The following is a 13,701-nucleotide window of genomic DNA, read 5'->3' as shown; positions in this document are numbered from 1 at the left end:
TCTTCAGGCATGACTGCCACACTCCCGGCGCTGTCGCTCGCGCTGCTACAGCTACCGATGCCGGAAGGGCCGATCGGGCAGGCGCTGATCGCCGTCATCGCCATCGCTATCGTGATTCTGGTCGGCCGGATCGTCCTCAGCATCGCGTGGAAACTGGTGCTGATCGCGTCGGTACTGATCGGCGCGCTCTGGCTGGTGACGACGTTCCTCGGCTAAAAATCGCTCAGGGCAGCGCGCCGTCGAGGAAGTTCCCGATCACGTCGTGACCCACCGCGGTCAGCACCGATTCGGGGTGGAACTGCACGCACTCGATGGGGTGCTCGCGGTGGCGGACACCCATCACCAGTTCTTCGGCGTCGTCGCCGTTCTCGGGATCGTCGGTCGTTGTCGCCGTCACCTCGAACTCCTCGGGTACCTCCGTCGCGACCAGCGAGTGGTAGCGCCCGGCCTGGAACCCCTGTTCGAGGCCTTCGTAGACGCCCTTGCCGTCGTGGTCGACCGGGAACGCCTTGCCGTGGATCGGCCGGGGGGCGTGCCCGACCGCGCCGCCGTGCTCGAAGACGGCGGCTTCGAGACCGAGACAGACCCCCAGTGTGGGTATCTCCGGGCTCACCTCGCGGAGCACGCCCATCGTCAGCCCCACGTCGCGCTCGTTTTTCGGGTGGCCGGGGCCGGGGCTGATCACCACGGCATCGGGGTCGATCTCCCGGACTTCGTCGAGGGAGGCGGTGTTCCGCAGGACTTCGACATCGGCGTCGGGCGCCCCTTCGCCGACGTACTCCACGAGGTTGTACGTGAACGAGTCGAAGTTGTCGACGAACAGCACCGTCGGCGCCTCGCTATCGTCGGCGCTCGGGGTGCTCATTGGGCACCCCCTTCGATCCGCTCCAGCGCGTCCAGCACGCCGCGGACCTTCTGTTCGGTCTCCTCGAACTCGCTCGCGGGGTCGCTGTCGGCGACGACACCCGCGCCCGCGCGGACTCGGACCTCGTCGGGGGCGTCGCCCTCGCCGTGGTCGACTGTCGCCGTCCGGATGACGATGGCCGTGTCGGCGTCGCCGGTCCACGAGAAGTAGCCGACGCCGCCGCCGTAGACGCCCCGTGGGTTCACTTCGAGGTCGTCCAGTAGCTCCATCGCCCGGACTTTCGGCGCGCCGGTGAGCGTCCCCGCGGGGAACGCCGCGCGGGTGGCGTCGAAGCCGTCGAAATCCGGGTGGAGCCGGCCCGTGACGGTCGATTCGATATGCTGGACGTGGCTGTACTTGAGCACGTTCATGAACTCCTCGACGCGCACGCTGCCCTGCCGGGAGACCTGCCGGATGTCGTTTCTCGCGAGGTCGACGAGCATCGTGTGCTCGGCACGCTCCTTGTCGTCGGCGAGCAGTTCGCCGGCCAGCCGGCGGTCCTCGACGGGGCTGGCACCGCGGGCGCAGGTGCCCGCGATGGGGTTCGACACGACGCGCTCGCCCGTGACCGAGACGAGCGTCTCGGGGCTGGCGCCGACGACCGAGCGGTCGCCGAAGGAGAGCAGATACATGTACGGCGAGGGGTTCACCTCGCGAAGCGAGGCGTAGAGCCCCAGCGTGTCCAGATCTCCCGCAATCTCGTGGCTGCGGGAGACCACACCCTGATACACGTCGCCGCCGAGGACGTGCTTCTGCATCTCGGCGACGGCCTCTTCGTAGTCGTCGCGGGCGCCGGAGTCGGCCGACTGGCGGTCGAAGCCGCCCGTTTCGGGGGCCTTTGCTGCTGCGAGGTCGCCGGCGACCGCCTCGGCCTCCGCGACGAGTCGGTCGTAGACGGCGCCGGCGTCGTCCGCCTCGGCGACGACTGGCGTGAAGACGAGTTCGACGCTCCCCTCCCGGTCGTCGAACGCGAGCGTCCGGGTCGTGAGCACGAACTGGGCGTCCGGTACGACGGGGTCGGGGCGCTCGACCCCCACCTCCGCGAGGTGGAGGTCGTAGACGGCGTCGTAGGCCAGGAAGCCGACGAGGCCGCCGTCGAGTCGCTGGCGGTCGCCCGCCTCGAAGCCGACGCGCTCCACGCCCGGCAGCGCGAGGCGGAGGCGATCCAGCGTATCGGGGTCGTCGAGTTCCCCGTCGCAGGCACCGACCTCCTCGCCAGCGTCGGCGTCGAGGCCGTCGAGGAAGCGCGCCGCCGGGCCGAGCTGCTCGACCTCGGTCCGGTTGGGGTAGACCGAAACCAGCGCCTCGGGGTCGTAGCCGACGAAGGAGAAGCGGGCGTGCCGGTCGGCGTCGTCGTCGGCGCCGGGGGTCGTGTGGCCGTCCGCGGGGGCGAACGCGCCCGCGGGGTCGCTCGAGGCGACCTTCTCGGCGCTCTCCAGCAGGAACGTGTGGTCGCTCCGGTCGCCTAGCGCGGCGTAGGCCGATAGCGGTTCGGTGTCCACATCGAGCGTGGCGGTGAGTCGGGCGACTGCGGGCCCGTCGGTGTCGGCGAGCAGACCCTCGAACTCGGATCGGGAGCGGTCGAACTCGGGCATCAGGTGGCCTCCGTGTGGGCGGCGGTGGCCTCGCGGACGAACGTGCGCATGGCCGCGTGGTCCTTCCGCCCCGGTTCGTCGTCGCGTTCGATCCCGCTGGCGGTGTCGACGACGAAGGGATCGACCGTCGCCACGGCGTCGGCGACGTTCTCGGGAGTGAGCCCCCCAGCGAGCACGAGTGGCGTGTCGAGTTCCTCTCGAAGCTCTCGGGTGGCGTCCCAGTCGTGTGTTTCGCCGGTGCCGCCCGCGCCCTCCTCGGTGAGTGAGTCAACGAGCAGCGCGTCGGCGGCACCGTCGAGTTCGTGGGCGCGTTGCCGGTCTTCGACGCCGAGTGCGACGATCACGTCGACGCCCGCGCGTTGGTGGATCTCTTCGATCTCGTTGGGGCCGAAGTCGCCGTAAATCTGGATCGCGTCCGGGTCGACGGTTTCGGCGACGGTGACGGCCTCTTCGACAGTCTCGGGAATAGTGACGGCGACGGTGGTGACGAACGGCGGAACCGTCGCGGCGAGGTCGCGAGCGCGCTCGGGATCGATCTCTCTGGGTGTGTCCACCTCAACGTCGGTGATGAACCCCAGCGCGTCCGCGCCGGTGTCGACTGCGGCGGCAACGTCGGCTTGGGTGCCGAGCCCGCAGAGCTTCGTCCGAGCCATCACTCGGCCTCGAGGGCCTCGCCACAGAGCGCCGCGAACTTTTCGCTGGCCGCGCCGTCGTCGATGGACTTGGCGGCCTGCTCGACCCCGTCTTGGAGGGTGTCGGCGAGGCCGGCGACGTAGATTGCCGCGCCGGCGTTGGCGAGGATCACGTCACGCTTGGGGCCGGTGACAGTTCCGTCGACGATGCCCCGGAGGTCCTCGGCGTTCTCCTCGGGCGTGCCGCCGGCGATGGCGTCGACGGGGGCGCTCTCGAGGCCGAGGTCTTCGGGCGTAATGATGTACTCGGTGACCTCCTCGCCCTCGACTTCTGCGACGGTTGTGGGGCCGTGGAGCGCGATCTCGTCCATGCCGTCGCCGTGAACGACCAGCGCGTGCTCGACGGGCATATGGGTGAGTGCTTCCGCGATCAGCGGGACCAGTTCCTCGCTGTAGACGCCGAGGACCTGCGCGTCGGCGCCCGCAGGGTTGGTCAGCGGCCCGAGGACGTTGAAGATGGTCCGCATCCCGAGTTCCGTGCGCGGGCCGATGACGGCCTTCATCGCGGGGTGGAAGACGGGCGCGAGCATGAAACCGATGCCGTCGCGCTCGATGGCGTCCTCGACGGCAGGTGGTTCGGCCTCGATGTCGGCGCCGGCGACTTCCAGCACGTCGGCGCTCCCCGAGGAGGAGGAGACCGAGTAGTTGCCGTGTTTGGCGACGGCGACGCCCGCGCCGGCGGCGACGATGGCGCTGGTCGTCGAGACGTTGATGGTGCTGTAGTCGTCGCCGCCGGTGCCGCAGGTGTCGACCAGTGGCTGGCCGTCGGGGTCGATGGTCCGGGCGGCGTCGCGCATCCCCTGGGCGAAGCCGGCGATTTCGGCCTCCGTCTCGCCTTTGGCTCGGAGCGCCGCCAGCAGCGCGCCGATCTGTGCCTCGGTCGCCTCCTCGAAGACCAGCGTCGCGGCCTCGCGGGCCTGCTCGACGCTCAGGTCCTCGCCCTCGGTCACGCGTTCGATGAGTTCCTGCATGGGTGGAGCGCCCGAATGTACGAATCGGGTATGTAGTGTACAACTCTGTACATTCACTTAAGCCTGCCGTGGGAGAGTGGTGCACGGTTGAGAGAGAGGCTCAATCATGGCCGAATCGGTTCGGGTCAACGCCCAACCCTGTCCCGCCCCGTGGTTCGGTGATGTCTCAGTCGTCTATCTACGCGGAAATCGGCGGGCGTGAGGCGGTCGAACGTGTCGTCGACGACTTCTACGACCGGGTGCTCGACGACCCGCTGCTCGAGCCCTACTTCGCGGAGACCGACATGGAGGCGCTGTTCGCCCACCAGGTACAGTTCGTCAGCGCGGTCGCTGGCGGCCCGGTGGACTACGACGGCGCGGACATGCAGGCGGCCCACGAGGGCATGGGGATCACCGAGGAGGCGTTCGGCCAGGTGGCCGAGTACCTCCACGCCGCGCTGGTGGAGAACGGCGTCGGCGAGGCGACCGCGGACTCGATCATCGGCGAGGTCGCGGCGCTCGAGGACGACGTGGTCGGGAAGTAGCCGGTCGCAATCGGTCGGTTCTTCTCCGTCAGTACGCTGGGTCGGGTATGCCCCGCGTCGAACTCGTCATCACCCTCCCGTCGGCGGCGTGGATCGGCGAGATCAGCCGTCGCTACCCCGACGCGCAGTTCCGCGTGCTCTCGGCGCTGCCCGACGCCGACGGCGGGACGGGGCTGCTGGAGGTCGGCGCCGCGGACCCGGCGCCGGTGCTCGCGGACATCCTCGACGCGGACCTACGTGACGTGTCGGTGCTCGCGCGAACGGATGCCGACGCGCTGGTCCAGTTCGAAACGGCGTCACCGATGCTCCTGCGGGCGGTCCAATCCTCCGGTGTCCCGGTGCAGTTCCCCTTCGAGATCAGCGAGGGCGAGGTACACTGGGAGCTGACTGTCTCACACGACAGGCTCTCGGCGCTGCGCTCGGAGTTGGACGACCGGGGGCTCGACTACCGCCTCGACCGCGTCCGCGGCGCGAACGTCGACGACGACGTGCTGACGGTCCACCAGCGCGAGGTGCTGGAGGCGGCCATCGGCGCCGGCTACTACGAGCAGCCTCGCGACGCCTCGCTGACCGACCTCGCGGCGGAGTTGGAGATGGCCGAATCGACGCTCAGCGGCGTGCTCCGCCGCACGGAGGCCACGCTGGCGCAGGCGTCCGTCGACGACGGCACGCGGTGAGGGCGCCAACCGCCTGCCGGAGCCGACTTTCGAAAGCTTCAACTAAGCCCGACGGGTACGATTGAGTGCAGAGATAGCCCGGTCGGGTTGGTAGTCTAGTCCGGTTATGACACCTCCTTGACATGGAGGAGGCCGGCGGTTCAAATCCGCCCCAACCCATCTTCTTCCGACGCCCAATCGACGAGCGACGCGACTGTAAGGAGCGAGCGAGGAGCGGGCGTCGGGTGTGATGGTCACGAAGGATTTGAACCCAGAGAACGAGCGAAGCGAGTTCTCGTGGTTCAGAATCCGCCCCGGAATTCTTCCATAGGACTGGTTCCTGGCCTGCGACAGCATCCGTCTCTTCCGCTGCTCATCAACCCGTGTGTGTACCGTGGAAGCTTTACCCGCGCCCATACTGCCTTCTCCAACGATGGCAGAGGACTCCACGGCCGATCGGCGAACGTTCCTTTCGGCGGTCGGCGGCGCCGCCGCGACGGCGCTCGCTGGCTGTACCGGCGACGGGACTCCGACCAGCGACGGCACGTCGTCGCCGATTCCCGCCACCGAAACCACGGTGTCGACCCCCGAGGGCGGCCCACAGGCCGGCGGCCGGCTCCGGGTCGGCTTCGAGTCCGAACTCACTGGACTCGACCCCCACACCACCGAGAGCGTCGTCTCGTGGGTGGTGAACTTCAACATCTGCGAGACGCTGATCACGTTCGACGAAGGCGCCCCGACCGGGCGGCTGGCGACCGACTGGGAGATCGGCGACGACGGCCGCACGTACACGTTCACGCTCGCGGAGGACGCGCGCTTCCACCCGCCGGTCGACCGCGAACTGGTCGCCGAGGACGTCGTCTACTCCTTCGAGCGCATGAATCAGGACGGCGCGATGGGCGCCGACCTCTCGGCGGTCGAGTCCGTCGAAGCCACCGGCGAGTACGAGGTGACGTTCACGCTCGCCCAGACGTTCGCGCCGTTTTTCAACTTCCTCGGGCGCGTCCCGTGGGTCGTCGTCCCCGAGGAGGCCGTCGAGGAACAGGGCGGCGGCCTCGGTGACTTTCAGGAGCCAGTCGGGAGCGGCCCGTTCCAGTTCGAGGAGCACGAACCCGGCGACCACCTCACGCTGACGGCGTTCGAGGACTATCGCGAGGACGGCGTGCCGTTGCTCGACGCCGTCGAAATCACGCCGATCCCGGACGCCGACTCCCGGGTCGCGGCGCTCCGTAGCGGCGACGTGGACATGGTCCGCGGCGTCGGCGGCAGCGACGCCGACACCCTTCGGGACGACGACCGGACGAAGCTCTCCCGGCAGAGCGGCACCGAGTGGGGCCAACTCCACATCAACTGTAGCGAACCGCCGTGGGACGACCCGGCAGTCCGGCGGGCGGTCGCGCACGTCATCGACCGGGGCGCCATCGTCGAGGCCGCCGTCTCGGGCTACGGCCAGGCGGCGTGGCAGCCCTACGCCGAGGACAGCATCTGGAACCACGACCTCGGCGACAGCCGGCGCACCCGCGATGTCGAGCGCGCAAAGCAGATCCTCGAGGACGCCGGCAACCCCCTCGAGGGCGAGACGCTGACGATCAAGACCAACAGTCGGTACTCGCTGATGGAGACCACCGCGGATCTGCTGGTCGCCAACCTCGCGGCGGCGGGCATCGACGCCGAGACCGAGACCCTCGAGTGGGCGACCCAACTGGAAGACTTCGTCACCGGCAACTTCGGCGCGATGGCGTTCTCGGTGCCGTTCAAGATCGACCCCGACCGGCACTACTACGGCTTCATCCACCCCGACGGCTCGCAGTTCAACCACTACGGCGAGGAGCAACCGGACGCCCAACGCATGTACGACCTGCTCGAACAGGGCCGTAGCGAGACCGATCAGGAGGCCCGCGTGGAGATCTACGCCGAGTTCGAGAAACTGGTCAACAAGAACTGCCCGTGGATCTCGGTCGCGCGCGCCGACGGCATCACGGGGCTGGGATCGAACGTCTACGGGGTCCAGCCGTGGCTGCTACCGTACACCCGCTACTGGACCATGTGGAAGGGGGAGTGAGCGCCGGCGGCGATGGTCTCACGGCTGCAGGCGTTTCTGGTCCGGCGGCTGCTCTGGGCGCTGCCGGTGCTCGCGCTGGTCTCGGTGGTCGTGTTCGGCCTCATCAGGCTCGTCCCCGGCGATCCGGCCATCGTGATGCTCGGCGCCGACGCCGACCCCGCCAGACTCGCCGCCGTGCGTGAGGAGATGGGGCTGAACGACCCGATCTACGTGCAGTACGTCGACTACATCACCGACGCGATCCGCGGGGATCTGGGCCGCTCGTACGTCGACGATCAGGCGGTCAGCGCCGCCATCGCCAGCCGCCTGCCCCGAACGCTGTTCCTGACGCTCGCGGGCTTTTTCGTCTCGCTGTCCATCGCGATTCCGGCCGGCCTGCTGAGTGCGACCAACCGCGGGAAAGCCCTCGACGGCGTCGGCCTCACGTTCGGCCTGCTGGGCGTCTCCATCCCGAACTTCTGGCTGGGCATCGTTCTGCTGATCGCCTTCGGCGTCAACCTCGGCTGGCTCCCGGTCGCGGGCTACGCCTCGCCGCTCGAGGACCCGGTCGCGGGGATCCGCTACCTGCTCCTCCCGGGGATCACGCTCGGGACGGCGATGGCCGCCGTCGTCACCCGGATGCTGCGCTCGGAGCTACTGGAGGAGCTCCGCCGGGAGTACCTCGACGCCGTCCGGATGAAGGGCGTGAGCGACCTGCGCGTGCTGGGCCACGCGACGAAGAACGCGTTTATCCCGGTGGTGACGGTCATCGGGATGCAGTTCGGCTACCTGCTCGGCGGCTCTGTCGTCGTCGAACAGGTGTTCACCATCCCGGGGATGGGACAGCTACTGATCGGCGCCATCCGGAGCCGCGACTACATCACCCTCCAGGGGGTCGTGCTCGTCTACACCACGTTCTTCGTCGTCGTCAACGTGGTCGTCGACGCCGCGTACTTCTACCTGAACCCGAAACTGCGAGGTGACCAATGAGCGCCGACGATTCCCGCGACGACTCCCTCCCCGAACCCCGTGGCCACTCCGGCGCCGAGCCCGGCGACGACTCCCGGGCCCAGTCCCGTCCTGAGTCGCCCCTCCGCCGCCGCGCGAAAGCCTTTGCGGCACGGTTCCGCCGGAACACGCTGGCAATGGCCGGCCTCCTCATCACCGGGAGCGTCGTCCTGATCGCGCTGCTGGCGCCGGTGCTTGCGCCGCACGACCCGGCGACGGTGAACGTCCCCGCACGCCTGCAGGGGCCGAGCCTCGCGTACCCGATGGGCACCGACCACTACGGCCGGGATCTGTTCTCACGGGTGCTGTTCGGCGCCCGGATCGCGCTGCAGGTGGCCGTCGCCACCCCGCTCGTCGCCGGCGCCATCGGCGTCCCCATCGGCCTGCTCGCGGGCTACGCCGGCGGCCGCGTCGACGACGCGCTGATGCGCCTGATGGACAGCATCTTCGCGTTCCCGGCGATCCTGCTGGGCCTGACCCTCGTCGCCGTGTTTGGCCAGTCGCTGACCAACATCGTGCTCGCGTTGGGCATCGTCTACATCCCGCAGTTCGCCCGCGTCACCCGCGGCAGCGCCGTCTCGGTCGTCGAGGAGGAGCACGTCCGGGTCGCGCGCTCGCTGGGTGCCTCCCACGTCCGGATCATGCTGGTCCACGTGCTGCCGTTCTGTCTCTCGGCGATCCTCGTACAGGCCACCGTCACAGCCGCGCTGGCCATCGTCCTGGAGTCGTCGCTCTCCTTCCTCGGCGTCGGCGTCCCCTCGCCGAAACCCTCCTGGGGGTCGATCCTCCGGGTTGGCAAGGGGTACGTCGACAGCGGCGAGTGGTGGTTCAGCGTGTTTCCGGGGCTGGCCATCGTCGTCGCCGTCCTCGGGTTCAATCTGCTCGGCGACGGCCTGCGCGACGTGCTCGACCCCCGGACCGACCCCAACAGGTGATCCAGAATGGCTGACTCCCCACCCACGACCGACGCCCCCCTCCTTCGCGCCCAGAACCTCCGAACCCAGTTCGGCCGCGAGAACCCTCTCGTCGCCGTCGATGGGATCAGCTACGACCTTCGAGCGGGCGAGACGCTGGGCATCGTCGGCGAGTCCGGCGCCGGGAAATCCGTCTCCGTGCGCTCGCTCGTGGGGCTGATCGACGACCCCGGCGAGGTCACTGGCTCGGTGCGCTGGCGCGGCGAGGAACTGGTCGACGCCTCCAGCCGAAAGCTCCGCGCGGTCCGTGGCTCCGGGATCGGGATGGTGTTCCAGAACGCCGAGGCGGCGTTCGACCCGAGCCTCACCGTCGGCACTCAGATCGTTGAGGCGGTCCGGGCCAGCCGTGACCTCTCGAAGCAGGACGCCCACGAGGAAGCCATCGACCTCCTCGTGGAGGTCGGCATCGGCGACCCCGGGGGGCGCTTCGACGACTACCCCCACGAGTATTCGGGGGGGATGGCCCAGCGCGCGATCATCGCGATGGCGCTGGCGGGCGAACCGGATCTGCTGATCGCCGACGAGCCGACGACCGGGCTGGACGTGAGCGTGCAGGCCGGCATCGTCGACCTGTTCCGCGATCTCGTCGCCGAGCGCGACATGTCGCTCCTGCTGATCAGCCACGATCTCGGCGTCGTCTCACAGCTCTGTGAGCGGATCGCCGTGATGTACGCCGGCCGGATCGTCGAGCGCGGCAGCCGAAAGCAGCTACTGGGCTCCCCCCGCCATCCCTACACGCAGGCGTTCCTGCGCAGCGTCCCCGACGTGGACGAGCGCAAGGACCTCGAACCAATCGGCGGCGCGCCCCCGAGCCTCGAGAACCCGCCGTCGGGCTGTCGGTTCCACCCGCGCTGTCCGGTCGCGGAGGCGGGCGTCTGCGACGGCGCGGCGCCGCCGACGGTCGCCTTCGGCGACGGCCACGAGGCGACCTGCTACGCCTACACCGACGCCCACCCGGGCGGCGACGACTACGACCGCGAGGCAGTCGAGTCGATCCGGTGGGACGCCGACGGGACTGAGGAGATAGGCGGAGAAGAGGAGGTGGAACGATGAGCGACGCCGAGCCACTGCTCTCCGTTCGAGACCTGAAGCGCCACTATCCGGTCCGCTCGGGCATCCTCAAACGAAAGACGGGCGCGGTCCAGGCCGTCGACGGCGTGAGCTTCGACCTCCAGCAGGGCGAGACGCTGGCGGTCGTCGGCGAATCCGGCTGTGGGAAATCGACGCTCGCGGAGATGGTAATCGGTCTCGACGAGCCCAGCGCGGGGGAGATCGAGTTCGAGGGAGAAGTAATCGCCGGCGGCGTCGACAAGGCGTTCCGCCGCCGGGTCCAGATGGTGTTTCAGGACCCGTTCTCGACCCTGAACGAGCGCATGACCGTCGGCCGAATCGTCGCCGAACCGCTCGTCATCCACGGCGAGCGCGAGGACGACCGCGCGGCGTACGTCCGGGATCTGCTCAAAACCGTCGGGCTCGACCCGGACCGGGATTACGACGCGTTCCCGCACGAACTCTCCGGGGGCCAGCGCCAGCGCGTGGGCATCGCGCGGGCGCTCGCGCTCGACCCGGACCTACTGGTGCTGGACGAGCCAGTCTCGGCGCTGGACGTGAGCGTCCGTGCGGGGATCTTGGAACTGCTCCGGGATCTGCAGGCCGAGCGCGGCCTCACCTACCTGCTGATCAGCCACGACGTGAGCGTGGTCCGGCAGGTGGCCGACCGCGTCGCGGTGATGTATCTCGGGGAGTTCGTCGAACTCGGCGGCCTCGAAGCAGTGCTTGACGACCCCGCCCACCCCTACACCGAGGCGCTGCTGTCGAGCGTTCCCCGGGTCCGAGCCGAGCCAGCGCCGGACCAGCGGATCCGACTGCCCGGGTCCCCGCCGGACCCCTCGGATCCGCCCTCGGGCTGTCGGTTCCACCCGCGATGCCACCTCCGGGAGCGCCTCGACGACGATGACGCCGCGCGCTGCGTAGCTGCGGACCCGGAACTCACGGAGCGGGAGGCTGGCGGGGAGCCGCGCCCGGGCGGCGACGACGACCGGACCGTGGCGTGTCACTTCCGGCCCGGCGGCCGTAATTACTGAAGGGCATCTCCCGCAGTAGAAATTATTAAGCCACTGCATCCGAAACGTGACGTATGACCGAACGAGTCGCGACCACGCTGGGGCTGTACCCGCTCCCGGACTGGGCGAAAGACGAACTCTCGGACCTGAAAGGTCACCAGAGGGCCGACCTCGTCGACGGCAGCGAGGGGCCGGACGTGCGCGCGGCCTACGAGCGCGTCCGCGAGGACCTGATCACCGACCAGCGCGAGGCCGGCCTCGACCGCATCGTCGAGGGACAGGGCCGCTGGGACGACTGGCTGGCCCACCCGCTGGCGGTCCACGACAGCGTGGAGACGGGCGGCATCGTGCGCTACTACGACAACAACAACTTCTACCGCGACCCGCGGGTCGTCGACGACCTGACCGTGGACGGAGATGTCGCCGCCGAACTCGATGCCGCAACGGGCCTGCTGAACGAGGGCGAGTCCCTGCAGGCCGTCCTGCCGGGTCCCTACACGCTCGCGGAACTCGCTACCGACGAGCACTACGGCGACGATGCCGAGTTCCTCGCGGCCATCGCGGAGTTCCTCGCCGCCGAAGTCGAGGCGCTCCCACCCCACGAGACGCTGTTCCTGCTCGACCCCTCGCTGGTGACCGACCCGCCCGAGGGCGAGACGAACGAGCGCGTCAGCGACGCCGTCGATACCGTCGCCAGCGCCACCGACGCCGACGTGGTGTTCCAGAGCTACTGGGGCGCTCACGAGGAGAAGACGTACGCCCACCTGATGGATGCCGATGTCGACGCCTTCGGATTCGACTTCGTCGCCGGCAACCGGGAGACCCACCTCTACAACGTCAACGAGTACGGCACCAAGGGCGACATCTCGCTGGGTCTCGTCGACGGCCAGAACACCGCCGTCGAGGACCCCGGCACCGTCGCCGAGCGCATCGACTGGGTGACCGAGCAGATCCCGGACCAGACGTTCGACACCGTCTACGCGACGCCAAACACGGAACTCGCCTACCTCCCCGTCTCGACCTACAAGCAGAAGCTCTCGGTGCTTGCTGAAGCCGTCGAGACCCCGGAGGTGAGCGCCTGATGGCCCGAGACGCCCAGAACCGCGAGCAGTTCCGCCCCGAGGACCACGAGAGCGAGCACTTCCTGCTCACGAGTGTCGTCGGCTCCTACCCCAAGCCGACGTGGCTCAACCGCGCTGACGACCTCGTCGAGGATCCGGAGTCCTCGTTCGACGAGGCCGACCTCGAGGAGGCCCACGACGACGCGTGTCGCCTCATCACCGAGGAGCACGAACGCAGCGGCCTCGACACCGTCGTCGACGGCGAGATGCGGCGCAACGAGATGGTGGAGTTCTTCGCCGAGCGCATCGACGGCTACGAGTTCAACGGGCCCATCAAGGTGTGGGGTCACAACTACTTCGACAAGCCGAGCGTCGTTGAGGAGGTCAGCTACGACGAACCGTGGCTGGTCGACGAGTTCGAGTTCACCGATTCTGTAGCCGAGCGCCCGGTCAAGGTGCCGATCACGGGTCCCTACACGCTCGCGAACTGGGCGTTCGACGAGCACTACGGCGACAGCGAGGCACTGGCCTACGACCTCGCGGACCTCGTGAACGAGGAGATCGAAAAGTTGGTCGAGGCCGGCGCGCGCTACATTCAGATCGACGAGCCAGCGCTGGCGACGACGCCCGACGACCACGCCATCGTCGGCGGCTGTCTGGAGCGTATCGCCGACGGCGTGCCCGAGGACGTCCGGATCGGCCTCCACGTCTGCTACGGCGACTACTCCCGGATCTACCCGGAACTCAACGAGTTCCCGGTCGACGAGGTGGACCTCGAACTCTGCAACGGCGACTACGAGCAGATCGAGACGTTTGCGGATGGCGAGTTCGCGCCAGACCTTGCGCTCGGCGTGGTCGACGCCCACACCGCCGAGGTCGAGAGCGTTGCGGAGATCAAGGAGAACATCCAGCAGGGACTGAAGGTTGTGCCCCCGGAGAAGCTCACTATCTCGCCGGACTGCGGGCTGAAGCTACTGCCCCGCGAGGCCGCCTACGGGAAGACCGAGAACCTCGTGGAGGCCGCCCGGGAGGTCGAGGCCGAACTCGACGCGGGCGAGATCGACGTGCCGGTTCGGGACGCCGCGCCGGCGGATGACTGACACGGCGATTGGCAGCCGTGGGAGGGCGACGACTGACACGGCGATTGGCAGCCGTGGGAGGGCGACGACTGACACGGCGATTGGCAGCCGTGGGAGGGCGACGACCGAGCGG

14 protein-coding genes and 1 tRNA gene are annotated in these 13,701 nt (G+C 68.8%); 11 read left to right on the top strand and 4 right to left on the bottom strand.

What is annotated here, in order from left to right; all coding sequences use genetic code 11:
- The first annotated feature begins 9 nt into the window (after nucleotides 1-9).
- The gene (locus J2753_RS03185; RefSeq protein WP_209490767.1) at nucleotides 10-216 is read left to right on the top strand and encodes a hypothetical protein; all 207 of its coding nucleotides are present in this window, start codon (nucleotides 10-12) and stop codon (nucleotides 214-216) included.
- A gap of 7 nt (nucleotides 217-223) precedes the next feature.
- On the opposite strand, the gene trpG is transcribed toward J2753_RS03185, so the two are convergent.
- From trpG to trpD, 4 genes are read right to left on the bottom strand one after another with little or no spacing between them, the layout of a single operon-like run.
- Complete coding sequence (gene trpG, locus J2753_RS03180) at nucleotides 224-865, bottom strand: anthranilate synthase component II (RefSeq protein ID WP_209490383.1); 642 nt, start codon at nucleotides 863-865, stop codon at nucleotides 224-226.
- Nucleotides 862-2,499, bottom strand: coding sequence for an anthranilate synthase component I (gene trpE, locus J2753_RS03175; RefSeq protein ID WP_209490382.1), 1,638 nt, complete (start codon nucleotides 2,497-2,499; stop codon nucleotides 862-864). The genes trpG and trpE overlap by 4 nt, the downstream gene beginning before the upstream one ends.
- Nucleotides 2,499-3,152 carry a phosphoribosylanthranilate isomerase gene (locus tag J2753_RS03170; RefSeq protein ID WP_209490381.1) on the bottom strand — a complete coding sequence of 218 codons (654 nt, stop codon included), beginning with the start codon at nucleotides 3,150-3,152 and terminating at the stop codon, nucleotides 2,499-2,501. Before J2753_RS03170 ends, trpE begins: the two co-directional genes overlap by 1 nt.
- Nucleotides 3,152-4,162 carry an anthranilate phosphoribosyltransferase gene (trpD, locus tag J2753_RS03165; protein ID WP_209490380.1) on the bottom strand — a complete coding sequence of 337 codons (1,011 nt, stop codon included), beginning with the start codon at nucleotides 4,160-4,162 and terminating at the stop codon, nucleotides 3,152-3,154. The genes J2753_RS03170 and trpD overlap by 1 nt, the downstream gene beginning before the upstream one ends.
- Before the next feature lie 161 nt (nucleotides 4,163-4,323).
- On the opposite strand from trpD, the gene J2753_RS03160 reads away from it, so the two are divergent.
- From J2753_RS03160 to J2753_RS03115, 10 genes are all read left to right on the top strand, one after another.
- Nucleotides 4,324-4,686, top strand: a complete 363-nt coding sequence (locus J2753_RS03160; protein WP_209490379.1) for a group I truncated hemoglobin — start codon at nucleotides 4,324-4,326, stop codon at nucleotides 4,684-4,686.
- A gap of 47 nt (nucleotides 4,687-4,733) precedes the next feature.
- Nucleotides 4,734-5,363: a helix-turn-helix domain-containing protein gene (locus J2753_RS03155; RefSeq protein ID WP_209490378.1), complete on the top strand. Its 630-nt coding sequence runs from the start codon at nucleotides 4,734-4,736 to the stop codon at nucleotides 5,361-5,363.
- A gap of 84 nt (nucleotides 5,364-5,447) precedes the next feature.
- Nucleotides 5,448-5,522 (top strand) — tRNA-Val (locus J2753_RS03150).
- Between the two features lie 253 nt (nucleotides 5,523-5,775).
- Nucleotides 5,776-7,404 carry an ABC transporter substrate-binding protein gene (locus J2753_RS03145; protein WP_209490376.1) on the top strand — a complete coding sequence of 543 codons (1,629 nt, stop codon included), beginning with the start codon at nucleotides 5,776-5,778 and terminating at the stop codon, nucleotides 7,402-7,404.
- A gap of 12 nt (nucleotides 7,405-7,416) precedes the next feature.
- Complete coding sequence (locus J2753_RS03140) at nucleotides 7,417-8,373, top strand: ABC transporter permease (RefSeq protein WP_209490375.1); 957 nt, start codon at nucleotides 7,417-7,419, stop codon at nucleotides 8,371-8,373.
- Nucleotides 8,370-9,326, top strand: coding sequence for an ABC transporter permease (locus J2753_RS03135; RefSeq protein ID WP_209490373.1), 957 nt, complete (start codon nucleotides 8,370-8,372; stop codon nucleotides 9,324-9,326). Before J2753_RS03140 ends, J2753_RS03135 begins: the two co-directional genes overlap by 4 nt.
- A 6-nt stretch (nucleotides 9,327-9,332) precedes the next feature.
- A complete protein-coding gene (locus J2753_RS03130; RefSeq protein ID WP_209490371.1) occupies nucleotides 9,333-10,418 on the top strand; it encodes an ABC transporter ATP-binding protein in 1,086 nt (361 codons plus the stop codon).
- Nucleotides 10,415-11,449, top strand: coding sequence for an ABC transporter ATP-binding protein (locus tag J2753_RS03125; RefSeq protein ID WP_209490369.1), 1,035 nt, complete (start codon nucleotides 10,415-10,417; stop codon nucleotides 11,447-11,449). The genes J2753_RS03130 and J2753_RS03125 overlap by 4 nt, the downstream gene beginning before the upstream one ends.
- 53 nt (nucleotides 11,450-11,502) lie before the next feature.
- Nucleotides 11,503-12,510 carry a 5-methyltetrahydropteroyltriglutamate--homocysteine methyltransferase gene (locus J2753_RS03120; protein ID WP_209490367.1) on the top strand — a complete coding sequence of 336 codons (1,008 nt, stop codon included), beginning with the start codon at nucleotides 11,503-11,505 and terminating at the stop codon, nucleotides 12,508-12,510.
- Nucleotides 12,510-13,589, top strand: a complete 1,080-nt coding sequence (locus tag J2753_RS03115) for a methionine synthase (protein ID WP_209490365.1) — start codon at nucleotides 12,510-12,512, stop codon at nucleotides 13,587-13,589. Before J2753_RS03120 ends, J2753_RS03115 begins: the two co-directional genes overlap by 1 nt.
- Nucleotides 13,590-13,701: the final 112 nt, after the last annotated feature.

This window comes from Halolamina salifodinae, from assembly GCF_017874235.1.
In the GTDB taxonomy this organism is placed as follows: Archaea; Halobacteriota; Halobacteria; order Halobacteriales; family Haloferacaceae; genus Halolamina; species Halolamina salifodinae.
Note: the sequence above shows the minus strand (reverse complement) of the source record. Positions and strands in the feature narration are given on the sequence as shown.

Coding starts and splice junctions, on each gene's coding strand:
- J2753_RS03185 (WP_209490767.1), top strand. CDS start 10: ATGACTGCCACACTCCCGGCGCTGTCGCTCGCGCTGCTACAGCTACCG.
- trpG (WP_209490383.1), bottom strand. CDS start 865: ATGAGCACCCCGAGCGCCGACGATAGCGAGGCGCCGACGGTGCTGTTC.
- trpE (WP_209490382.1), bottom strand. CDS start 2,499: ATGCCCGAGTTCGACCGCTCCCGATCCGAGTTCGAGGGTCTGCTCGCC.
- J2753_RS03170 (WP_209490381.1), bottom strand. CDS start 3,152: ATGGCTCGGACGAAGCTCTGCGGGCTCGGCACCCAAGCCGACGTTGCC.
- trpD (WP_209490380.1), bottom strand. CDS start 4,162: ATGCAGGAACTCATCGAACGCGTGACCGAGGGCGAGGACCTGAGCGTC.
- J2753_RS03160 (WP_209490379.1), top strand. CDS start 4,324: ATGTCTCAGTCGTCTATCTACGCGGAAATCGGCGGGCGTGAGGCGGTC.
- J2753_RS03155 (WP_209490378.1), top strand. CDS start 4,734: ATGCCCCGCGTCGAACTCGTCATCACCCTCCCGTCGGCGGCGTGGATC.
- J2753_RS03145 (WP_209490376.1), top strand. CDS start 5,776: ATGGCAGAGGACTCCACGGCCGATCGGCGAACGTTCCTTTCGGCGGTC.
- J2753_RS03140 (WP_209490375.1), top strand. CDS start 7,417: ATGGTCTCACGGCTGCAGGCGTTTCTGGTCCGGCGGCTGCTCTGGGCG.
- J2753_RS03135 (WP_209490373.1), top strand. CDS start 8,370: ATGAGCGCCGACGATTCCCGCGACGACTCCCTCCCCGAACCCCGTGGC.
- J2753_RS03130 (WP_209490371.1), top strand. CDS start 9,333: ATGGCTGACTCCCCACCCACGACCGACGCCCCCCTCCTTCGCGCCCAG.
- J2753_RS03125 (WP_209490369.1), top strand. CDS start 10,415: ATGAGCGACGCCGAGCCACTGCTCTCCGTTCGAGACCTGAAGCGCCAC.
- J2753_RS03120 (WP_209490367.1), top strand. CDS start 11,503: ATGACCGAACGAGTCGCGACCACGCTGGGGCTGTACCCGCTCCCGGAC.
- J2753_RS03115 (WP_209490365.1), top strand. CDS start 12,510: ATGGCCCGAGACGCCCAGAACCGCGAGCAGTTCCGCCCCGAGGACCAC.